The 22,068-nt window shown below is 69.5% G+C and carries 16 protein-coding genes; 6 read left to right on the forward strand and 10 right to left on the reverse strand.

Going from position 1 to position 22,068, the window contains the following annotated elements:
* Positions 1 to 269: 269 nt before the first annotated feature.
* The gene (locus AB0I81_RS08240; RefSeq protein WP_360651962.1) at positions 270 to 3,140 is read left to right on the forward strand and encodes a LamG-like jellyroll fold domain-containing protein; all 2,871 of its coding nucleotides are present in this window, start codon (positions 270 to 272) and stop codon (positions 3,138 to 3,140) included.
* A gap of 189 nt (positions 3,141 to 3,329) precedes the next feature.
* On the opposite strand, the gene AB0I81_RS08245 is transcribed toward AB0I81_RS08240, so the two are convergent.
* Positions 3,330 to 4,070, reverse strand: a complete 741-nt coding sequence (locus AB0I81_RS08245) for a sulfite exporter TauE/SafE family protein (RefSeq protein WP_360651964.1) — start codon at positions 4,068 to 4,070, stop codon at positions 3,330 to 3,332.
* Between the two features lie 402 nt (positions 4,071 to 4,472).
* On the opposite strand from AB0I81_RS08245, the gene AB0I81_RS08250 reads away from it, so the two are divergent.
* Entirely contained in the window at positions 4,473 to 4,802 is a 330-nt protein-coding gene (locus tag AB0I81_RS08250; protein ID WP_360651967.1) for a type II toxin-antitoxin system PemK/MazF family toxin, read from the forward strand.
* 85 nt (positions 4,803 to 4,887) lie between these two features.
* Here AB0I81_RS08250 and AB0I81_RS08255 read toward each other — a convergent pair whose 3' ends face one another.
* Entirely contained in the window at positions 4,888 to 6,483 is a 1,596-nt protein-coding gene (locus tag AB0I81_RS08255; protein ID WP_360651970.1) for an FAD/NAD(P)-binding protein, read from the reverse strand.
* 180 nt (positions 6,484 to 6,663) lie between these two features.
* Here AB0I81_RS08255 and AB0I81_RS08260 point away from each other — a divergent pair, with 180 nt between their 5' ends.
* The gene (locus AB0I81_RS08260; RefSeq protein WP_360651972.1) at positions 6,664 to 7,749 is read left to right on the forward strand and encodes a helix-turn-helix transcriptional regulator; all 1,086 of its coding nucleotides are present in this window, start codon (positions 6,664 to 6,666) and stop codon (positions 7,747 to 7,749) included.
* A gap of 170 nt (positions 7,750 to 7,919) precedes the next feature.
* Here the strand turns inward: AB0I81_RS08260 and acnA are convergent, their stop codons facing one another.
* Positions 7,920 to 10,652 carry an aconitate hydratase AcnA gene (gene acnA / locus AB0I81_RS08265; RefSeq protein WP_360651975.1) on the reverse strand — a complete coding sequence of 911 codons (2,733 nt, stop codon included), beginning with the start codon at positions 10,650 to 10,652 and terminating at the stop codon, positions 7,920 to 7,922.
* A gap of 145 nt (positions 10,653 to 10,797) precedes the next feature.
* Positions 10,798 to 11,526 carry a metal-dependent hydrolase gene (locus tag AB0I81_RS08270; protein WP_360651978.1) on the reverse strand — a complete coding sequence of 243 codons (729 nt, stop codon included), beginning with the start codon at positions 11,524 to 11,526 and terminating at the stop codon, positions 10,798 to 10,800.
* 317 nt (positions 11,527 to 11,843) lie between these two features.
* Between AB0I81_RS08270 and AB0I81_RS08275 the strand changes: the two genes are divergently transcribed.
* From AB0I81_RS08275 to AB0I81_RS08285, 3 genes are all read left to right on the forward strand, one after another.
* Positions 11,844 to 12,599: a PadR family transcriptional regulator gene (locus tag AB0I81_RS08275; RefSeq protein ID WP_360651981.1), complete on the forward strand. Its 756-nt coding sequence runs from the start codon at positions 11,844 to 11,846 to the stop codon at positions 12,597 to 12,599.
* Positions 12,600 to 12,624: 25 nt separating this feature from the next.
* Positions 12,625 to 13,113 (forward strand): DUF1707 domain-containing protein, encoded by a 489-nt coding sequence (locus AB0I81_RS08280; RefSeq protein ID WP_360651985.1) that lies wholly within the window; start codon positions 12,625 to 12,627, stop codon positions 13,111 to 13,113.
* 91 nt (positions 13,114 to 13,204) lie between these two features.
* Entirely contained in the window at positions 13,205 to 13,885 is a 681-nt protein-coding gene (locus tag AB0I81_RS08285) for a DUF6879 family protein (RefSeq protein ID WP_360651988.1), read from the forward strand.
* Here the strand turns inward: AB0I81_RS08285 and AB0I81_RS08290 are convergent.
* The 6 genes from AB0I81_RS08290 to AB0I81_RS08315 all read right to left on the reverse strand — a co-directional run bounded on the left by AB0I81_RS08290 (position 13,875) and on the right by AB0I81_RS08315 (position 21,751).
* Complete coding sequence (locus AB0I81_RS08290; protein WP_360651990.1) at positions 13,875 to 16,220, reverse strand: glycoside hydrolase family 2 protein; 2,346 nt, start codon at positions 16,218 to 16,220, stop codon at positions 13,875 to 13,877. The genes AB0I81_RS08285 and AB0I81_RS08290 overlap by 11 nt on opposite strands.
* On the reverse strand, positions 16,217 to 17,107 hold the full coding sequence (locus tag AB0I81_RS08295) for an ABC transporter ATP-binding protein (RefSeq protein ID WP_360651993.1): 891 nt from the start codon (positions 17,105 to 17,107) through the stop codon (positions 16,217 to 16,219). The genes AB0I81_RS08290 and AB0I81_RS08295 overlap by 4 nt, the downstream gene beginning before the upstream one ends.
* A complete protein-coding gene (locus tag AB0I81_RS08300; protein ID WP_360651996.1) occupies positions 17,107 to 18,048 on the reverse strand; it encodes an ABC transporter ATP-binding protein in 942 nt (313 codons plus the stop codon). Before AB0I81_RS08300 ends, AB0I81_RS08295 begins: the two co-directional genes overlap by 1 nt.
* Positions 18,045 to 18,929, reverse strand: a complete 885-nt coding sequence (locus tag AB0I81_RS08305; RefSeq protein ID WP_360651999.1) for an ABC transporter permease — start codon at positions 18,927 to 18,929, stop codon at positions 18,045 to 18,047. The genes AB0I81_RS08300 and AB0I81_RS08305 overlap by 4 nt, the downstream gene beginning before the upstream one ends.
* Positions 18,926 to 19,921 carry an ABC transporter permease gene (locus AB0I81_RS08310; protein ID WP_360652002.1) on the reverse strand — a complete coding sequence of 332 codons (996 nt, stop codon included), beginning with the start codon at positions 19,919 to 19,921 and terminating at the stop codon, positions 18,926 to 18,928. The genes AB0I81_RS08305 and AB0I81_RS08310 overlap by 4 nt, the downstream gene beginning before the upstream one ends.
* 78 nt (positions 19,922 to 19,999) lie before the next feature.
* Entirely contained in the window at positions 20,000 to 21,751 is a 1,752-nt protein-coding gene (locus AB0I81_RS08315; RefSeq protein ID WP_360652005.1) for an ABC transporter substrate-binding protein, read from the reverse strand.
* Positions 21,752 to 22,068: the final 317 nt, after the last annotated feature.

Here is a 22,068-nt window from a genome sequence, read left to right on the forward strand (position 1 = left end):
GCGGGGCATCGAATCCCGGAACGCCGTCTGACGGCCGTGGGAGGGCCCGCGCGTCGGCGGATGCCGTACGACGTGGGAGGGCTCCCGTGTCGGCTCATGCCGCACGACTGCTACTGAACGACCGTACATGGGCGGGTGATCGGTTCGTACGAAACCCCCGGGCGTCCAGTAGTGGACACAAGTCGTGACAAACAGGCCGTTCATCTGGCATACATCGATCAAGGCCATTCGGCGTGCGGGGACGCTGCTCTCACCCAACTGGGGGTTCCGTGAAGCGGCTCTGCAGAGCCCTGTGCTCAATCCTGCTCATTTCCGTCGCGCTGATCACCGGGAACGTTCCACCCGCCGGGGCGTTACCCGCCCAATTCCAGAAACAGACCGTCTTCAGCGGCCTGAACCACCCCTCCAACCTTGAGTTCTCGCCGGACGGCAGGGTGTTCGTGGCCGAGAAGAGCGGGCTGATCAAGGTGTTCGACTCGCTCGCCGACACCACCCCGAGCATCTACGCCGACCTGCGCACCCAGGTGCACAACTTCTGGGACCGGGGCCTGCTCGGCCTGGCCCTGCACCCGAACTTCCCGACGGACCCGCGCCTGTACGTCCTGTACGCCTACGACGCCGTCCCCGGCGGCACCGCCCCGCGCTGGGGCACCCCGGGCGGCACCGACGACCCCTGCCCCACCCCTCCCGGCGCCACCGGTGACGGCTGCCTGGTCACCGGCCGCCTGTCGGTCATCTCGCCGGCGGGCGCCGAGACGCCGCTGATCACGGACTGGTGCCAGCAGCACCCCAGTCACTCCGTCGGCGACCTGCAGTTCGGCCCCGACGGCGCCCTGTACGCCTCCGGCGGCGACGGCGCCAGCTTCAACTTCGCCGACTACGGCCAGGACAACGTGCCGGCCACCGACATCACCCCCGACAACCCGTGCGGCGACCCGCCGTCCCCGGTGGGCACCGCGCTCACCCCGCCCGCCGCCGAGGGTGGCGCGCTACGCTCCCAGGACGTACGCACCGGCGCCGACCCGGCAGGTCTGGCGGGCACCGTAATCCGCATAAATCCGGACTCGGGTGCTGCTGCCGCCGGCAACCCCAACGCGTCCAGCACCGACCCCAACGTCGCCAGGATCGTCGCCCACGGCCTGCGCAACCCGTTCCGGATCACCAACCGTCCCGGCACGAACGAGATCTGGTCGGGCGAGGTCGGCTGGAGCACCTTCGAGGAGATCAACCGCGTCACCTCGCCGACGACGACCGTACCCAACTTCGGCTGGCCCTGTTACGAGGGCGCGGGCCGCCAGGGCGGCTACGACAACCTCAACCTGACCCTGTGCGAGAACCTGTACACCGCCGGCGCCGCCGCGCACGCCGCCCCGTACTTCGCCTGGAACCACAACTCCAGGCCGGCACCCAACGACCCCTGCCCGACGGGTGGCTCCTCCTCCAGCGGTGTGGCCTTCTACCAGGGCGGCGACTACCCGGACGCCTACGACGGCGCGCTGTTCTTCTCCGACTACAGCCGCTCGTGCGTCTGGGTCATGACCAGGGGCGCGAACGGCCTGCCCGACCCGGCCACGGTGGCGAACTTCGACTCCGGCATCCCGGCCGTCGAGCTGGAGACCGGCCCCGGCGGCGACCTGTTCGCGGTCGACTACACGAACGGCACGATCGTCCGCTACATCTTCAACAACACCCCGCCCAACGCCGTCATCAACGCCACGCCGGCCTCGGGCAACGCCCCGCTCACCGTGAACTTCTCCGCCGCCGGCTCCAGCGACGCCGACGGCGACCCGCTCTCCTACGCCTGGGACCTGGACGGAGACGGCGAACTGGACGACTCCTCCTCCGTCACCCCGTCCTACACCTACGCCCAGCCCGGCTCGCCGGTGGTACGGCTGCGGGTGACCGACAACCGTGGCGGCCAGGACGACGCCACCGTGACGATCAACGTGGCCAACACCGCGCCGACGGCGGCCATCACCGCCCCGACGGCCTCCACCACCTGGGCGGTCGGTCAGTCGATCGCCTTCTCCGGGAGCGGGACCGACGCCCAGGACGGTACGATCCCCGGCTCGCGCATGCGGTGGTCGCTCATCCTGCATCACTGCCCCAGCACCTGCCATGAGCACGAGATCACCACGATGACCGGGGCGAGCGGCTCCTTCCAGGCTCCCGACCACGAGTACCCCTCACACCTGGAGCTGCGCCTGACCGTCACCGACGCGCACGGCCTGACCGACACCGAGAGCGTGCTGCTGCAGCCCAGGACCGTGAACCTGACCTTCGCCTCCACGCCGTCGGCCCTGCGGCTCGGCTTCAACGGCGAGCAGGTCGCCACGCCGTTCACCCGGACGGTGATCGTCGGGTCCAGCAACTCGGTCTCCGCGCCGTCGCCGCAGAGCGCCGGTGGCCAGAGCTACGCCTTCGCGTCGTGGTCAGACGGCGGGGCGGCCTCGCACCAGGTGGTCGCGCCCGCCACGGCGGCCACGTACACGGCCGCCTACACGCTGGTGCCGCCGTCGGGCGGGCTGGTGGCCGCGTACGGGATGAACGAGAGCTCCGGCAGCACGGTCGCCGACTCCTCCGGCAACGGCAACAACGGCACCTCCTCGGGCACGAGCCGGACGTCGAGCGGCAGGTACGGCCGGGCCCTGTCCTTCAACGGCCTGCTGAGCTGGGTCAACGTCCCCGACGCCGCTGAACTGCGGCTGACGACCGGCATGACCGTGGAGGCGTGGGTACGGCCGTCGAGCGTCAGCGGCTGGCGTACCGTGATCATGAAACGGCACTCCGGCGGCCTGGCCTACGCCCTGTCGGCCGGCGCCCCCGACCAGCGCCCGCACGCCCGCATCCACACCACCGCGGCCTCCGACCTGCCCGGCACCGCCGCACTGCCCGTCAACACCTGGTCCCACCTGGCGGCCACGTACAACGGCTCGGTCCTGCGGCTGTACGTCAACGGCACGCAGGTGGCGCAGCAGGCCGTCACGGGAGCCATGCGAACCGACGGCTCCTCGTTGCGGATCGGCGGCAACGGCCTGCTCAACCAGGTCTTCAGCGGCCAGATCGACGAGGTCCGCATCTACGACCGAGCCCTGACCCCGGCCCAGATCCAAACCGACATGAACACACCGGTCAGCTGAGCCAGAGGCGGCCCGACCGCCTCCTGGCGAAACGAGCCAGAAGCGGCGGACTGACCGCCTCCTGGCGAAACGAGCCAGAAGCGGCGGACTGACCGCCTCCTGGCGAAACGAGCCAGAAGCGGCGGACTGACCGCCTCCTGGCGAGATGAGCCGGAAGCGGCGGACTGACCGCCTTCTGGTGAGGTGAGGTCAGAGGTGGCCCAAGGCGGTGAGCGCGTTCTGCAGGATCAGCGCCACCGCCGAGGCCGCCGCCACGACCAGCACCGCCACCCGCACCTTGCCGCCGTCGAGGTAGCGCCGCAGCGGCCCCGACACCAGGAACCCGAGCACCATCGGCACGATGAGCACGCCCCCGACCGTCAGCGCCTGGAGCGGCAACTCCCCCACGAACTGGAGGATGATCAGCGACTGGGCGGCGCTCAGGAAGAAGAACATCGCCAGGGTGGCCCTGATCTGCGGCCCCTTGGCGTTCTGGTAGACGAGCGCGATGGGCGGCCCGCCGATGCCCGTGGCCGTGCCGGTGATCCCCGACACGAAGCCCGCCGAGGTGATCGTGTAACCGTTGCGCGGCATGCTCAGCGCCCGAGCCGTCAGCACCACGGCGATCAGCACCATGACGGCCACCAGAATCCCCCTGGTGTATACGGAAACGTAGACAACAATGACTGCACCGATGGCGCTACCGGGCAGTCTGCCGAGCACCGCGAACCCGAGCCCCGGCCAGTCCACCTTCCGCCACTCCGTGGCCAGCGTGAACAACGGCAAGGTCAGGTTGACGACCTGGATGGCGCCGGGCATGAGGTCAGGGGCCAACATGGTCAGCAGGGGCGCCGCCACCAGCCCCAGCCCAAAACCCACCCCGCCCTGGACGATCGCCCCCACAAAGACGGCCAAACTACCAACAACCAGCACCAAAGCCACATTGCTCATGCAGGAGAGTCAACCATCTTTACTCTCCGTTTCCATTTGCGCCCCGAGAGTGACCGGGGCGTTGTATTGTTTCCCGCAGACGCGTACGTAATCTCAGGAGTATGGCCATGAAGCCGAAAGCGACAACCATACGCGTAAGCGTCAAAACCCGAGACCGCATCGCAGCACTGGCGAAGAAGGCAGGTGAACCCATGACCGCGATCATCGACCAGGCCATCCGCGAGATGGAGAGGAAACAACGCTGGCAGCACGTCGCGGAGCAGATGGAGCAGACGAGGAGAGAGGACCCGCAAGCCTGGGCGGACTATCTCGCCGAATCCGAGCTGGTCCAAGGCCCGCCACCAAGTTCCACCCGCATCGCGCCCGAGTGGGAGGGGCTCATCACGTTTCCCGAGGAGAGAGATGAGAGTGATTCAGGGCGAGATCTGGTTCGCCAACCTAGGCGACCCGATCGGCCGTGAACAGGGCTACTCCCGCCCCGTGCTCGTCGTCAGCAACGACGCCTTCAACTCCGGCACTCCGGTGAAGATCATTGTCCCGCTGACCACGGTCCACCGGGGGTGGGACAACCACGTTCCCGTGCCCACCGAAGGCACCGGCTTGGACAAGCCCAGCTACGCCATGATCGAGCACACGCGCAGCGTCTCCCCGCAGCGATTCTCGAAAAGGATCGGAATCGCTCCGGACGAGGTCGTCACTGAGATCACCGAGTGGATCAGCGACGCGTTCTAAGTAAGTGATGTTGCCGCCCGGCGAAATAGAGCTTCGCCGGGTGGCATCTGTCATCCTGCCACAGCTCCCGCACGGCAGGGCGTCTTCACGCCTGCCCGGTCAGTTCGCCGGCGACCCGGACGCCCTGGGCGGCGATTCCGGGGATGCCCGAGGTGATGAACGACCCGCCGCCGGCCATGTCTCCCAGCACGTGCAGGCGCGGGTCGGCGGGGACCAGCCCGCCGGCCGGGTGCAGCGCGGCCAGCCCGTCGGCGAGCAACGACGTGACCAGCGGCTCGGCGGTGCGGGGCACGGCCTGGGGAGGCGGGTTCACGGCGTTGATGGCAACGTCCACGTACAGATCGGCGCCGTCACCCCGCACCCGGAAGCCGCCCACTCCCCGTAGGAGTCCTGCCTCCTGGAGTTCTGCCTCCGCCGCTCTTCGTGGGAGTCCCGCCTTCTGGAGTCCTGTCTCCAGCGCCTCTACCTTGCTCACGCCCGCGACCACGCTGAGCTGCCCGGAGTCGAACAGCCGCAGCAAGGTGACGGCGTTCACGGGCACCATCGGCGAGGCCACGCCGACGGCCAGGCGGGAGTACCGGCGCAGCCGGTCGCGGTCGGGCTCGGGCAGCAGCCGCCACGCGTACGCGCCGACGGCGTGCGCGCTCTCCTGCAGCACCCGCCGCGCGATCGCGGGATCGTCCACGGCGGCCAGTTGCCGCCGCAACCGCTCGGCGGGCGGCTCGGACCCCGCCGACAGCAGTTCCGCCGTGAGGGGCGCGAGGTCCTCGCCCACCTCGTCCAGCTCGGCGCGCAGCAGCCCGGTGAGGTCGTCGAGGGTGACGACGCCGTACGCGCGGCGCAGCGCCTCCACCCGCTCGACGGTCAGGTGCCGCCGCTGGTGGCCGAGGGGGCGCTGCCAGACGGCGGGCAGCATGCCGCTGCGTGAGACCAGGGTGATCGGCCCGGTGTGGCCGCGGGCGGCGAGCGACACGACCACATCGACGGCCGTCAGCCCGCTTCCGATCACCGCGACCCCGGCCCCGGCCGGCACCTGATCCAACGTGTACGCCAGCGGATACGGATCACCGACGAACCCAGGCGCACCCGCCAGCCCGTAGTGGTCCTGGGGCGTCCCCACCCCCACGCACACGACAACCTGGTCGGCCGCATATTCGTGCCCGTCCCCGGTACGCAGCACCAACTGAGCACCCCGGGCCACCGCCCCGTCCCCGGTCCGCGCCGCCGACCGCGAACCCCGGGTCACCGCGCCGTCCTCGGTACGTACCGCCGAGTGCGGGTCCCGGGTCACCGCGACGACCTTGGAGGTGACGATTCGGGTCCGCCAGCCTTGCTCCCGTAGCCGCGACAGGGCGGCCTCGGCGGTGTCGGTCAGGTACTCGCCGTAGAGCGAGCGCGGCACCAGCGGTTGTCCCAGCAGACCGTCCAGGTGGGCGGCGGTGCGTTCCGGTCCCAGCCAGGAGGCGTAGTGGCCGGGGTCGGAACCGCGGATGGACATGATGGCGGGCGGGGAGTTGACCAGCACGCTGTCCAGGTCCGGCCCGTACGGGCGGCCCCGCCACAGGTTCGCCGCCGGCTCGAAGACGGTGACCTCCCCCGCCTCCGGGTGAGCCTCGCCGATGGCCAGCGCGTCCAGCAGGCCGACCGCGGCCGAACCGCCCCCGATGATCGCGATGTGCACGGTGTTCTCCTTCGTACGTGTCCAGAAACGACCGGTACGAGCCTCGCGGGCGTCGCGACCGCGCCCCATCCCCCGCGCGCGGCCGATCGCCCGGGAATGACCCCCTCAAACGAGGGGTTGGCGATGGAGGACGGACTCGCCAGACTGACGCTCACGAGAGACCCGGCACCAGGAGGTTCCATGACCCGCCCGTACCGTCACGCCGAGATCCTGTCGGCTGCCGATCGGGCGACCGACGTCCTGGACTGCTTCGGCCGCACCTCGGCGGGGCTGAAGCGGCTGGTGCCGTTCGACGCCGCCGTGTGGTCGGCAACCGACCCGGAGACGGGCCTGGTCACCGCGCCGATGCTGGTGGAGAACCTGGGCTCGGGCGAAGGATGCGGCGCCTACTGGGAGAGTGAGCTCCTGGAGGAGAACGTCCTGCCGTTCCGGGATCTCGCCCGCGCCGCCGTACCCGTGGCCGGCCTGCGCGCGGCGACCGGCGATCTGCCGGGGCGCAGCGCCCGCTTCCGCAGTCTGCTTGAGGAACTGGGCGTGGACGATGAGCTGCGGGCGGTGTTGCGGGTGGGCGGCCGGCCGTGGGGGTCGGTGAGCCTGTTCAGGATGCGGGGGGCTCCGGCGTTCGGCGAAGGCGACATCGCGCTGGTCGCCGGGCTGTCAGGACCGCTCGCCGACCGGCTGCGCCGCTTCGCGGGCCCGTACGAGCCCGACGACGGGAAGGGCTCTTCCGCGCCCGGCCTGCTGCTCTTCGATGAGCACGGCGAGGCCACCTCGATCAACGAGGAGGCGCGGGAACATCTCGCGGCGCTGCCGGACGGGCCTGTCGTGCCGTCGGCGCTCGGGATGAACCTGCCCATCTGGGTGATCGGCACGGTGTTGCAGGCGCGGGCCATCGCGCAGGGCCGTGATCGCGGCAATGCCCGCATCCGGCTCAGGACCCGCGACGGGCGGTGGCTGAGCTGCCGGGCCTCGTGCCTGAGCGGGGCCGGTGGGCGGCCGGGGCCCGTCGTGCTCGTCATCGAGCCCGCGACGCCCGCCGACCTGGCGGTCATCGTCGCCGAGGCGCACGGTCTGACGCCGCGCGAGTTCGAGATCGCCCGGCTCGTGGCGCAGGGGCTGTCCACCTCGGAGATCGCGGCGGCGCTGTTCATCTCCCCGCACACCGTGCGTGGCCATCTCAAGGCCGTCTTCGGCAAGGCCGGGATCTCCAGCCGTGGTGAGCTCGTCGCCCGGCTGTTCGCCGGAGGCCACCGACCCGCCTCCTGAATAAACTCCCCAGGAAGCCGGATGACGAAGAGCCGCCCTGCGGGGGGTGTCCCGCGGGGCGGCTCTCAGGTGTCGGGTGGTTCCCCCGATACGGGGCGCGTGAGGATCTCGCCCCAACTCCCGCTCCCCCGCCCGGCTCATGACCGGGCGGAGGCACGGAAAGACCTAGCTCACTTCGCCAGCAGCGAGCGCAGCACGTACTGCATGATGCCGCCGTGCCGGTAGTAGTCGGCCTCGCCGGGCGTGTCGATGCGGACCACCGCGTCGAACTCGACGTCGCCGGCCTTGACGTGCACCGTCTGCGGGATTCCGGTGCCCTTGTTGAGCTCCTCGACGCCCGTGATGTCGAACGTCTCCTCGCCCGTCAGGCCCAGGGCCTCGGCCGAGCCGCCCTCGGGGTACTGCAGCGGCAGCACGCCCATGCCGATCAGGTTGGAGCGGTGGATGCGCTCGTAGGACTCGGCGATGACCGCGCGCACGCCCAGCAGCGCCGTGCCCTTGGCCGCCCAGTCGCGCGAGGAGCCGGAGCCGTACTCCTTGCCCGCCAGCACGACCAGCGGCGTCCCGGCCGCGGCGTAGTTGACGGAGGCGTCGTAGATGAACGACACCGGGCCGTCGCCCTGGGTGAAGTCGCGGGTGTAGCCGCCCTCGGTGCCCGGCGCGATCTGGTTGCGCAGGCGGATGTTGGCGAACGTGCCGCGGATCATCACCTCGTGGTTGCCGCGCCGCGAGCCGTAGGAGTTGAAGTCCTTGACCTCGACGCCGTTGGCCCGCAGGTACTGGGCGGCGGGCGTGCCGGTCTTGATGGAGCCGGCCGGCGAGATGTGGTCGGTGGTGACCGAGTCGCCGACCTTGACCAGGACGCGGGCGCCCTTGATGTCGGTGACGGGCTCCGGCTTCTCCGGCATGCCGTCGAAGTAGGGGGCCTTGCGCACGTAGGTCGAGTCGGGGTCCCACTCGAAGGTGTTGCCCGTCGGGATCGGCAGCGAGCGCCAGTGGTCATCGCCCTTGAACACGTCGGCGTAGTCACGCTCGAACATGTCGCGGCCGATCGAGGAGTTGACGACCGCCGAGATCTCCTCCGGCGAGGGCCAGATGTCGCGCAGGTAGACCGGCTCGCCGTCGCTGCCCAGGCCCAGCGGCTCGGTGTCGAGGTCGAGGTCCATGGTCCCGGCCAGCGCGTAGGCCACCACGAGCGGCGGCGAGGCCAGGTAGTTCATCTTGACGTCGGGGTTGATGCGGCCCTCGAAGTTGCGGTTGCCGGACAGCACGGCGGTGACCGCGAGGTCGCCTGCCTGGATGGCGTCGGAGATCTCCGGCAGCAGCGGGCCGGAGTTGCCGATGCAGGTGGTGCATCCGTAGCCGACGAGGTTGAAGCCGATCTTGTCGAGGTACGGCTGCAGCCCGGAGCGCTCGAAGTAGCCGGTGACCACCTGCGAGCCGGGGGCCAGCGAGGTCTTGACCCACGGCTTGCGGGTCAGGCCCTTCTCCACGGCGTTGCGGGCCAGCAGGGCGGCGCCGAGCATGACGTACGGGTTGGAGGTGTTGGTGCACGAGGTGATCGCGGCGATCGAGACGATGCCGTGGTCGATCTCGAACGTGGTGCCGTCGGCCAGCGTGACGGGCACCGGCTTGTGCGGCCGGCCGCCGTTGGCGGTGGCGTTGGAGGCGGGCGCGTCGGATGCCGGGAAGGTCTCCTGGCCGGCCTCGTCCACGCCGTCCTCGACGTAGTTCTGCACGTCGTGGCGCCAGGTGGCCTTGGCGGCCGACAGGACGATGCGGTCCTGCGGGCGCTTGGGGCCGGCGATCGACGGGACGACGGTGGCCAGGTCGAGCTCGATGTACTCGGAGAACTCGGGCTCGGGGGCGGCCGGGTCGAGCCACAGGCCCTGGGCCTTGGCGTAGGCCTCGACGAGGGCGATCTGCTCCTCGGAGCGGCCGGTCAGGCGCAGGTAGTCGACGGTCTGGCCGTCGATCGGGAAGATCGCGCAGGTGGAGCCGAACTCGGGGCTCATGTTGCCGATCGTGGCCCGGTCGGCCAGCGGCACGGACGAGACACCCTCGCCGTAGAACTCCACGAACTTGCCGACCACGCCGTGCTTGCGCAGGATCTCGGTGATCGTCAGGACGAGGTCGGTGGCGGTGGCGCCGGCGGGCAGCTTGCCGTTGAGCTTGAAGCCGACCACCCGCGGGATGAGCATGGAGATCGGCTGGCCGAGCATCGCGGCCTCGGCCTCGATGCCGCCGACGCCCCAGCCCAGGACGCCGATGCCGTTCTCCATCGTGGTGTGGGAGTCGGTGCCGACGCAGGTGTCGGGGTAGGCCTTGCCGTCGCGGGTCATGACCACGCGGGCCAGGTGCTCGATGTTGACCTGGTGCACGATGCCGGTGCCGGGCGGCACGACCTTGAACTCGTCGAAGGCCGTCTGGCCCCAGCGCAGGAACTGGTAGCGCTCGCGGTTGCGCTCATACTCGCGCTCGACGTTGCGCTGGAAGGCGTCGGGGTGGCCGAAGTAGTCGACGATGACCGAGTGGTCGATGACCATCTCGGCCGGGGCCAGCGGGTTGATGCGGGCCGCGTCGCCGCCGAGGTCGCGTACCGCCTCGCGCATGGTGGCCAGGTCGACCACGCAGGGCACGCCGGTGAAGTCCTGCATGATGACGCGGCCGGGCGTGAACTGGATCTCCACGCTCGGCGCCGCCTTCGGGTCCCACTCGCCCAGCGCCCGGATGTGGTCTGCGGTGATGTTGGCGCCGTCCTCGGTGCGGAGGAGGTTTTCCAACAGGATCTTCAGGCTGTACGGGAGGCGTGCGGCGCCCTCGACGGCATCCAGCCGGAAGATCTCGTACGACGCGTCGCCGACGCGTAGCGTGTCACGGCTGCCGAAGCTGTTCGCGGACACGATGATTCGCCTCCTCCATAGACAGGTTTTCAGACAGAATCCTGCCGCACTCCCCGAGCGAACAACACGTTAGGTAACCCTAACCACCAGGCACGCGGGCGGATGTCTCGACGTCAAGATATCTCTAGAATATCTCGACATCAAGTTAAACCGGCCCCAGCCGCCAGAACAGCAGCCCCACGATGGCCACCGAGAGGATCGGGGCCAGGATCTTCGTCTCGAACTTCCGGCCCGTCTTGATGCCGATCTTCCACGGCAGCACGAACTTGGCCGCCAGCGGCCACAACACGGGACATCCCCGTTCCGTCATGCAGTCGCCGACCACATGGGCGAAGCAGCCGATCCCGACCACCAGCCCCAGCCAGGCATAACCCACGTCGAGAGAGAGGAACACGGCGTACAGACCGGCGGTCATGCCGATGTTGATCATGACGGACCCCATCTTGTTGCCGGGGATCCCGACGCCGACCGCCCGCAGGGCGAGCCCGATCAGCAACACGACCATGATGTCGCGCCCGATCGGATAGGTGGTGGCCAGCCAGTGCGCCCCGAACCCCATGCCCACCGCGAACGCCAGCGAGTGCGTCGCGCCGCGGTGCCCGCCGCCGATCCACGAGACGACCTTGCTGAGCCCCCACGTGACCGGCCCGAACGTCTGCGCGATGGTCGCGCTCGGGTGGTCGAGGTCGGGCAACATCGCGGCGCCCGCGCAGATGATCGCTCCGGCGATCAGTTCGGCGGGGCTGAGCGCGGTGGCCATGATCCCGGTCTCGACAAAGCGGGAGCTCTCATTGAGCAACGGCAGTGCGGCCAGTGGCGGCGCCAGCCCCAGCCAGGCGATGGCCCCGGTCAACGCGTGCGTATGCCCCATCATGATCGGGACTGTACGGCAAAGAACTTCTTTACGCGGGAAGGCGCGGCCTGAGGTCACGGGAATGTGGCCGGCGAAGTGACAACCGCGACGCGAAAGGGCCGCAAACGCAGACGAGGTCGTCTCCGCGGCGACAGCACCCCCCAGCCCTGCCGACGCGGAACGACCTCGTCTGATCTGTACAACGGCGTCCCTCCCAATCCTGTTCCCGGATTCCGCAACTTTTTCGTGATCTGGCTCACTCCTCCCCCGGCTTGCTAACGACACACTATCGATATATCTTTGACGCATCGAGAATAGATCACGATATAGGAGGAAAAATGACTTCCCACACCGCAGCGAGCGGGCCCTGGCCCGGCGCACGTGAGTACAAGCGCGCGGCCCGAGAGGCGATCCACGCCCTGACCGACGCGTTCGAGCAGATGAGCGGCCACCGCCACGGTGACCGCGGCGACCCTGGCGCCCCCGGCGACCGTGGCGGCCCGCACGACCGGCGGCACCGCGGCAGGAGAGGCGGCCCGCCCGGCCCGTTCCCGTTCGACTTCGGGCGCGGCGGCCCGTTCGGCGGCCCCGGAGGGCCGTTCGGCGGCCACCGCGGCTGGGGCGGGCGTGGCCGCAAGGCCAAGCGGGGCGACGTGCGCGCCGCGATCCTGGCCCTGCTCGCCGAGGAGCCGCGCAACGGCTACCAGATCATCCAGGAGATCGCCGAGCGCAGCGAGGGCGGCTGGAAGCCCAGCCCGGGCGCCGTCTACCCGGCGCTGCAGCAGCTCAGCGACGAGGGGCTGGTCATCTCGGCCGAGAACGAGGGCCGCAAGACCTTCCGCCTCACCGAGGAGGGCCGCAACTACGTCGAGTCGCACGCCGACGAGGTCCGCGCCCCGTGGGACGAGATGCGCCCGGACATCGACGACAACACCGCCGACCTCTGGCACATCTCCCGGCAGTCGGCCTTCGCGATGATGCAGGTTCTGCAGACCGGGAACGACGCACAAATCCGCGAAGCGCGTAAGACTCTGATAGAGACCCGGCGCAGGCTCTACCAGATCCTGGCCGACGGCGAGCCGGGCGACGAATAGCGCTGAGGAGAGCGAGGAGCCTGGCATGGACCGCAAGGATCTCCGTATCGGCGACGCCGAGCGCGAGCAGACGATGGCCGCCCTGCGAGAGCACTTCGCGCTGGGCCGCCTGACCCACGAGGAGCTCGACGAGCGACTCGACCGCACGCTGGCCGCCAAGACGGGCGGCGAGCTGGCCGAGCTGATGGCCGACCTTCCCGGGCAGGAGCCCGCCTACCGAGAGCCCGCCCACCCCCACGAGATGGGCGACTGGCGGGCGGCCATGCACGCCCACCGGCAGCAGATGCAGTCCATGCGCCAGTCACAGCGCGAGATGCGCCACGCCGCCTGGGCCGGCAGGCGCGGTCAGATGCGGCACCGGCGGGGGCCGCATCCGATCCTGCCGATGTTGTTCGTGCTGATGATCATCGGGCTGTTCGTGGGCGGCTCGGGGATCTTCAAGGTGCTGCTCGCGGTGTGGCTGGGGGCCATGCTGTTCACCCTGGTCCACCGCGCTTTCCACTACCGGCGCTGAGCGACCCCGCCCAGATCGTTTTTGGGCCTTGACCCGGTCAAGGGCCCCATTGATGATCTGGGCGGGTGTTCACAGCAAAGGGGAAAGCCGTATGACCGAGCAGGGCACTCGGGTCCGCCTCAGGAATCCGTTCGCCGCCGTCGCCGACGCAGACGGCCCCGTCCTGGACGTGCCGGCCTACCAGGCCGGTTTCGAGCGTGACCACGTGGTCTGCACGGAGCCGATGTGGAAGCTGGAGCGGGCGCAGGAGTTCTTCGAGCCCGACGTGGCGAGCTGGCGGGCCATGATGGACGGCGACTGGGAGCGCTCGCTGGCCCTGATCCAGCGCGTCGCACAACCGCTGGCCGAATACTTCGCCAGGCGGCAGCCCGTACGGCGGGTGCGGGTGGTCGAGTTCCCGATCACCGCCTACCTGCAGTGGGAGATGCACGTCCTGGCACTGCGCGCGGCGGCGGGCTCACCTTGCCGGGTGGTGCCCGCCGCCCGCGTGCGCGACCTGGAGCCCGTACCCGAGCTGGTGGTCTTCTCCCCGACTCTGATGTACGAGGTCCTGTACGACGAGCACGGCGGCGGCCGGGGCGGCAGGCGGGTCACCGATCCCGGCGTCGTCGGCCCCTGCCTGCGGGCCACGCAGGCGCTGTTCGACGAGGGCGAGGACGTGCGCGACTTCCACGAGCGCGAGATCGCGCCGCTGCCGCCGCCACACGTCACCGACGAGATGCGGGCCGCGCTGCCCGCCTACGCGCACCGTACCGAGGAGTTCAGGGTCTGAAGGGCTCCTCGTTGACGCAGCGCAGCACCGGATACCTGGTCAGGGCGGAGGTGTCCAGCTCGCGCCGGGTGGCGACCCCGAAGACGGCGCTCTCGCCCGGCAGCAGCGTCACGAGCTGGTCGTCCACGCTCGCGTCGGGGTCGAGCCGGTCGGGGAAGAGCGCCAGCTCACGCAGCACGCTTGAGGCGGTGACGGTCACCCGGTAGCCGTCCGGCAGGCGCTCCACGTGCGCGTCGTAGGCGGCCGGCGGGAAGGCCACGGCAAGATCCTCGGCGTAGCAGCGCACGGCGCGGGCCTCGTCCAGGCGGGCGGTGAGCAGTTCGCGGGCGGGGTCGTCGGGCTCGGCCACGGACGCCGGCAGCGCCACCCTGAGCACCGACCTCGGCGCCGCGTACACGGTGACGACCTCCTTGGCCAGCGGCCTGCCGTCCAGGCCGCGGCGGGCCAGGCTCAGCTCGCCCGCCCACGGCTCGGCCGTGTCGTTGACCAGGGCCGCCGCGCCGTCCTGCACGGTGATCAGCCGGTCGGCGTAGGCGCGGCGCAGCGCGTACCACAGGGGTTTGCGCCGCCCGTCGCCGTCGATCGCCGACCAGGACGTGACCGGCCAGCAGTCGTTGAGCTGCCAGACGATCGTGCCCATGCAGTACGGCATCAGCGCGCGGAACCGCTCGATCCCGAACGCCATCGCCCGCGCCTGGTTCAGCTGGGTCAGGTAGTGCCAGTCGTCGAACGTGCCCGGCCGCGGCAGGTGCTCGCCGAGGCCGCGCAGCAGCTTGGCCTGCCCGTCGATGGCCTTCTGGTGCGCGGAGTCCGGCGTCAGCGGCTCGTCGGAGGAGGCTCGGCGCAGGGTGGCATGGGCGGGCGGGCCCTGGAAGCCGAACTCGGCCACGAACCGCGGCCGGTAGGCGCCGTAGCGGAGGTAGTCCTCGCGGTTCCAGACGTCCCAGATGTGCACCGTGCCGCTCGCGGGGTCGTTCGGCGGGGCGAGGGGCGTGCCGGAGTAGGGGCTGCCCGGCCAGTACGGCCGGCCCGGGTCCAGCTCGGCGACGATCGACGGCAGCAGGTGGTGGTAGAAACCCGAGCCCCAGCTCCGGCCCGCCAGCTTCTCCCGCCAGCCCCAGTCGGCGTGGCCCTCCAGGTTCTCGTTGTTGCCGCACCACAGTGCCAGGCTCGGGTGCCGGGCCAGCCTGGCGACGTTCTGCCTGGCCTCGGCCTCGACCTCGGAGCGGAACGGCTCCTCCTCCGGGTAGGCGGCGCAGGCGAACGGGAAGTCCTGCCACACCAGCAGGCCCAGCTCGTCGGCCAGGTCGTAGAAGTCGTCCGACTCGTACAGGCCGCCGCCCCACACCCGCAGCAGGTTGATCCCGGCGGCCGTGGCCTGCCCGAACCGCTCGGCCAGCCGCTGCCTGGTCACTCGCGCGGGGAAGCAGTCGTCGGGGATCCAGTTGACACCCCTGACGAACACCGGCACGCCGTTGACCTTGAGCCGGAACGCCTCCCGGTCCAGCTCGACGTCCCTGAACCCGATCCGCCCGGTCCACTCCTGCTCCTCCAGGCGCACGGTCAGGTCGTACAGGGGCTGCTCCCCATGGCCGCGCGGCCACCAGAGCTCGGCGCCGGGCACCCGCAGCGAGAGCACCGCCGAGCGGCCCTCGACGCGCTGTGCGGCGGTGACGCCGGCGACCTCGGCGGACAGGGTGAGCGGCTCCTCGGTCGTCCGCTCGACCCGTACGCGCACCTCCACCGTGCCGTCGGCGCGCGCCAGCGGGCGCACCTCGGCCAGCCGGGCGCGCGACCAGCTCTCCAGCCCGATCGGCCGCCAGATCCCGGCCGTCACCACGTTCGGGCCCCAGTCCCAGCCGAAGTTGCAGGCCATCTTGCGGATGAACGGGTACGGCTCGTCGTAGGCCCCCGGCCGCTCCCCCAGCGCCGCCCGCCGCGCCCCGGCGTAGTCGTAGGCCGACGAGAAGCGCACCGCCAGCTCGTTGCCGCCCTCGCGCAGCAGGTGGCGGACGGGGAAGCGGTAGGAGCGGTGCTGGTTGGCGGTCTCGCCGAACGGCACCCCGTTCAAGGTGACCTCGGCCACCGTGTCCAGCCCCTCGCACACCAGGTCGGTACGCTCGTGCCCGTCCGGCGACCAGGTGAACGAGGTGCGGTAGGTCCATTCCGTACGGCCGATCCAGCCCAGCCGTTGCTCGTTGTCGTCCAGGTACGGATCCCCGATCACCCCGGCGGCGAGCAGGTCGGTGTGCACGCAGCCGGGCACGGTCGCCGGGATCCCGTCCAGGTCTTTGGAGGACAGGGTCCAGCCCCCGTGCAGCGGACGGTGATTCAACTGCTCACTCCTTGGCAGGTCTCCAGCTGTGCGCACGCCACGAAGTGCCCGGGCGCGGCCTCGGCCAGCCCGTTCGTGCCGCCCTTGCCGTGGTAGACGCAGGTGTCCACGGGCACGGCGTCGTCCCAGGCCGCGTGCAGGCGCGGCACCGCCGACAGCAGCTCGCGCGTGTAGGGGTGCAGCGGGTCGCCGAAGACCCGCTCGGTCGGGCCCATCTCCACCACGGTCCCGCTGCGCAGCACCACCGTGCGCTCGGCCAGGTAGTTGCCCAGGGACAGGTCGTGCGTGATGTAGAGCACGCTCAGGCCCCTGACCTTCAGCTCGGCCAGCAGGTTGAGCACGTCGATGCGGGTGGAGGCGTCCAGCATGCTGGTGATCTCGTCGGCGACCAGCAGCTTGATGTCCAGCAGCAGGGCGCGGGCGATGAGCAGGCGCTGCAACTGGCCGCCGCTGAGCTGGTGCGGGTACTTGCCGAGCACCTGGCCGGGGTTGAGCCGCACGTCGCTCAGTGACGTGCTCACCCGCTCGTCCCACTCCGGCGCGGGCACGGCCGGGTAGTACGCGTCCTTGATCATGGCGAACACCCGGTCGGCCTTGAAGACCGGGTTGAAGGAGCTGAACGGGTCCTGGAAGATGCCCTGGACGCGGCGGTAGTACTCCTTGCCCGCGCGCACGGGCAGCCCGTCGAAGGTGATGGAGCCGCTGGTGACCGCGTTCAGGCCGAGGATCATGCGGCCGATCGTGCTCTTGCCGCTGCCGCTCTCCCCGATCAGCGAGACGACCTCGCCGGGCACGACCTCGAAGCTGACGCCCTTGACCGCCGCGACGCGCCCGCCGCCGAAGGCGCCGATCCGGAATTCCTTGGTGACGTCGTGGAGTCTCAGCATCAGGCCTTCCAGCAGGCTACGTGGTGGTCGGGGGCCAGCTCGGTCACCGGCGGATCTTCGGCGCACTCCTCGCCCGCGATCGGGCAGCGGTCGCGGAAGCGGCAGCCGGTGGGCGGGTTCAGCAACGACGGCGGGCTGCCGGCGATGCCTTCCAGCCTGCGGTCGGTGTAGCGGACGCCGACCTCGGGCAGGGCGTCCAGCAGCAGTTTGGTGTACGGGTGCCGGGGCGCCTTGACGATCACGTCGGCGGGGGCCTTCTCGGCCAGTTTGCCCGCGTACATGACCATGATCGTGTCGGCGATGTGGTGGGTGAGCGCGAGGTCGTGGGTGACGAAGATCATGCTCTTGACGTAGAGGCTGTCGCGGAAGCCGAGCAGGGCGCGGGCCACGGACTTCTGGGTGGAGACGTCGAGCGCGGAGGTGACCTCGTCGGCGATCAGCAGGGACGGGTTCAGCAGGGTCGAGATGACCATGACCATGCGCTGCTTCATGCCGCCCGACAGCTCGATCGGGTAGCGGTCGAGCACCTCGCGGGGCAGGCCGACCTGGGACATGCGCAGTTCCAGTTCGTCGAGGTCGAGGGTGGCGCCGCGCGAGTTGAGCAGTTCCGTGACCATTTTGCGGATCTTGCGGGTGGGGTTGAGCGCGCTCATGGCGTACTGCGGGATGAGGGAGACCTCGGCGAAGCGGAACTCGTTCATCGCGCGGTCGTCGTCGATGGGCAGCTCGTGTCCGTCGAGCACGACCGTGCCGCCCACGCGGCGCATGCGGCTGTCCATCCGGATGAGGGACTTGCCCAGCGTGCTCTTGCCGCAGCCGGACTCGCCGACCAGGCCGAGTATCTCGCCGTCGCCGAGCTCGAAGGACATGCCGTCCAGGGCGCGCACGTCGCCCTTGAGCGTCCTGTAGTACACCTGCAGCTCGCTGACCTGGAGGCTCATGTCTCCCTCAGTTTCGGGTTGAAGACCTCGTCGAGCCCGACGTTGGCCACGTACAGGGCGCCGACGATGGCGGTGATGGCCGCTCCCGGCGGTACGAACCACCACCACAGGCCCAGCTGCAACGCGCTCCACTGGTTGGAGTTCTGCAACATCAGGCCGAGCGAGACCCCCTCGGTGGGGCCGAGGCCGATGAAGTCGAGTGAGGAGGCGATCAGCACCGAGCCGCCGAACAGCAGGATGAACGTCATGAACAGGTAGGAGCTCATGTTCGGCGCGATCTCCCTGGCGATGATCCTGCCGGTGCCCGCGCCGCTCATCCTGGCCAGGTCCACGAACTCGCGGGTACGCAGGGAGAACGTCTGCGCCCTGATCGCCCGCGCCGCCCACGGCCACTGCGTCAGGCCGATGAACAGGCCCTGCACGGCCACGCTGCGGATGCCCAGGTAGGCGTTGATGATCAGCAGCACGGCCAGCGTGGGGATGACCAGGATGACGTTCGTGAGCATGTTGAGTATCTCGTCCACGATCCCGCCGCGGTAGCCGGCCACGAACCCGACCAGCATCCCGATCACCGCCGCGATGCCGCCGCCGACCACCCCGACCGCGAACGTGGCGCGCAGGCCGTAGACGAACTGCAGGAAGACGTCCTGGCCGAAGGTGGTGGTGCCGAACCAGTGCTCGCCGGACGGCGGGGCCATGGGTTTGGGGCCGTACTCGTTGGGCGCGCCCGGCAGCAGCACCGGCCCGAGCAGCCCGAGCAGGAGCAGCGCGAGCACGATGCCGAACCCGGCCATCAGCTTGCCGTTGCGCACCGCGAAGTAGAGCGCCTCGCGCCGCACCCCGGCCGGCTCGCGCGGCGCGACATCTTGTAGGGCCGTCATGCCTGGGCACCCGCCATTCCCGCCCTGGTACGCGGATCGACCACGACGTAGACGATGTCGATGATGAAGTTGGCGATCAGCACGCCGAGCACGATGAACAGGAACGTGCCCTGGAGGAGGAAGAAGTCCTTGTTCTGGATGGCCTTGAGTATCAGGCTGCCCAGGCCCGGATAGGCGAAGACGATCTCGGTGACCAGCGCCCCCGCCACCAGCACGCCCAGTTGCAGGGCCAGGCCGGTGATCTGCGGCAGGACGGCGTTGCGGAAGGCGTACCTGCGGATGAGCCTGCTGGGCGCGCCGAGCGCGGACAGGTAGTTGGAGTAGTCCGACTCCAGCTCATAGATGATCATGTTGCGCATGCCGATGGCCCAGCCGCCCAGCGCCACCAGGAACAACGACAGGAACGGCAACGTCCAGTGGTGCAGCAGGTCCAGCACGAACGTCCACGACCAGTTGGGCCGCATCGAGAAGCTGTAGCCGCCGGCCACCGGGAACCAGCCGAGCAGCACGCCGAACCCCCAGGCCAGCAGCACCGCCAGCCACATGTACGGCATCGCCGTCAGCACGTAGCCCACCGGCAGCACGGTGTTGTCCAGCAACTTGCGGCGGGCGGCGTAGGCGCCGAACTGGTTGCCCACCACCCAGCTCAGCAACACCGACGGCACGATCAGCGCCAGCGTGTACGGCACCGCCATCGTGATCACGTCGCTGACCGGCGTCGGGAACAACCAGATGCTGATCCCGAAGTCGCCGCGCAGCAGCGCCCCCCAGAAGTTGACGTACTGCTGCCACAACGGCTGGTCGAAACCGAACAGGGCGGTGTAGTAGGCCCGCATCGCCTCGACGGCCTCGGGCTTGGCCACGTTGGCCCGCGCGACCATGCTGGCGACCGGATCGCCCGGCATGAAGCGCGGGATCATCCAGTTGACCGTGACGGCGACGAAGAAGGTCAATCCATAGATGAGCAGTTTCCTGCCGAAATATCGACGCACGAGCTCTTTTCTCCGGGAGAGTCCCTCCGCCCCGGGGATACGCGGGGCGGAGGGATCGGGGTTCGTCCGGTCAGATCGTCAGGAGGCCGACGGCTGGAGCTGGGTGAGCGTCTCGAAGCCGCCCAGTTCGAGCCAGTTGCGCCACATCACGGCGCCGGTCTTGGGCGCGCTGCCGTTCGCGGCCGGCCAGTTCTTCCACACGCTCGTGCTGGACTGGGCCCAGAGGCCGTTGTACCAGAGCGGGATGACCGGCATGTCGTCGAGATGGATCTGCTGGAGCTGGGAGATCACCTTCTGCATGCCCGCGGTGTCGTCGGTCTTGACCTGGTCGAGCTCCTGGACGAGGCCCCAGGCCTTCTCGTTCTCGTAGCGGGCGAAGTTGACCGTGTTCTGCTGCTTCTGGACCGGCAGCTGGAACATGTACTCGTAGTAGGTGTACGGCGAGTTCGACAGTTGCCGCTCGTTGTTGATCAGCAGGTCGAAGTCGCCCTTGGCGCGCTGCTCGACCAGCGCGTTGAAGTCGGGGAAATCGGGCGTGATCTGGATGCCGGCGGTCTTGGCGCTGGCGGCGATGGACCTGGCCGACTCCATCCAGTCGGTCCAGCCCGACGGCACGATGAGGCTCAGGGAGATCTTGGAGCCGTCCTTGTTCTCGACGAACCCGTCGCCGTCGCCGTCCTTGTACCCGGCGTCGGCCAGCAGCTTCTTGGCCTTGGCCGCGTCGAAGGCGAAGCCGGCGGAGGAGACCACGTTCTGGTCCACGAACTTGTCCCACTGCGGCAGCAGGCCGGTCGGGCTGGCGGCCTTGACCAAGTTGCCGTAGACGCTTTCGACGATCTTCTTGACGTCCACGGAGGCGGCCAGCGCCTTGCGGAAGGCCGGGTCGTCCATCGGCTTCTTGGTCGTGTTCGGCACCAGCCACGCGGTGTTGGCCGAGAGCATGTACGGGGGCTCGTTGTAGTACGTCGTCAGCCCGAAGTTGCCCTTGACCAGGTTCGCCACGCCGGGCAGGAAGTTGTTGCTGAGGTCGAGGCCCTTCTGCAGCAACATGCCCATCGCGACCTCGTTGCTCGGGGTGGCGATGTCGACGATGTAGCGCGGCTTGGGCTCCATGCCGAGCGCCGTCTTGCCCCACCAGTCGTCGCGCCGCTGCAGCACCACGCGGTCCTGGTCCTTGCTCATGAACTTGTACGCGCCCGTGCCCACCGGGTCCTCGTTGATGCCGTCGAGCACCTCCTTCTCCGCCCGGCCCTTCCAGATGTGCTCGGGCACGATGGAGCGGCTGTAGAGGTTGAAGTCCCACTGCTGGTAGTTCGCCTTGGAGAAGGTGAAGGTCACCGTCTGGTCGTCGGTGGCCTCGACGCTCTTCAGCCAGTCCCACAGGTGGTGGTAGGGGATGGTCTCCATCTTGCCGAGCTCGAAGGAGAAGGCGACGTCCTTGGCGGTGAAGGGCTGGCCGTCGGCCCACTTGATCCCCGGTCGCAGCTTGACCTCGTACGTGGTGTCGCCGGTCCAGGAGCCGCTCTGCGCCAGCCACGGGTTGAGCTTGGCCGCGTTGGGGTCGTAGTGGAACAGCGTCTCGTACACCAGGCCCTTGGTGCCGACCGCCGAGTCCCATTCCCTGATCGGGTTGAAGTTGGGCGGCGGGCCCCACTGGGTGCCCGTGGTGTAGAGCGTCTCGTTACGCGGAAGCTGATCGGGATTGGCGGCCGCGGCGCTGCTCTGCTGTCCTGCGGCCGGTGGGGTCGGCGTGGCTCCGCCGCCGCTGCAGGCCGCGGCGAACAGGCCCGCCGCCACCAGCGGAATCATAATCCGAGCCCGGTTACGCATCGCTTCTCTCCTTCCTCCGCGCCCGGCGCGAAGGTACGTACGCTGTCAGACCCCCCGAATGGACCGGACCTCTTGTGGGAGCGCTCCCAGCGGGAGCGAAAAAGGGACCGGTGAGCTCATGTAGTAGACGCGGGCCCCGAAGGGCCTGCTGAACCGGATAAGTACCGCGAACGTAAATTCCGCGAGTCCGTGGAGTCAAGGGCCGTGACGCTTTCGAGACGCCCTGACAGGTGATCGCGCAGATGATGGCATCGGAAGGCCGTGGGCGCTCCCCGGCGGCCGGGGGCGCCCCCCGCCCCGTGGCGGGCCCCCCGCCC

The sequence above is a fragment of the Nonomuraea sp. NPDC050404 genome, from assembly GCF_040655495.1.
Lineage (GTDB): Bacteria > Actinomycetota > Actinomycetes > Streptosporangiales > Streptosporangiaceae > Nonomuraea.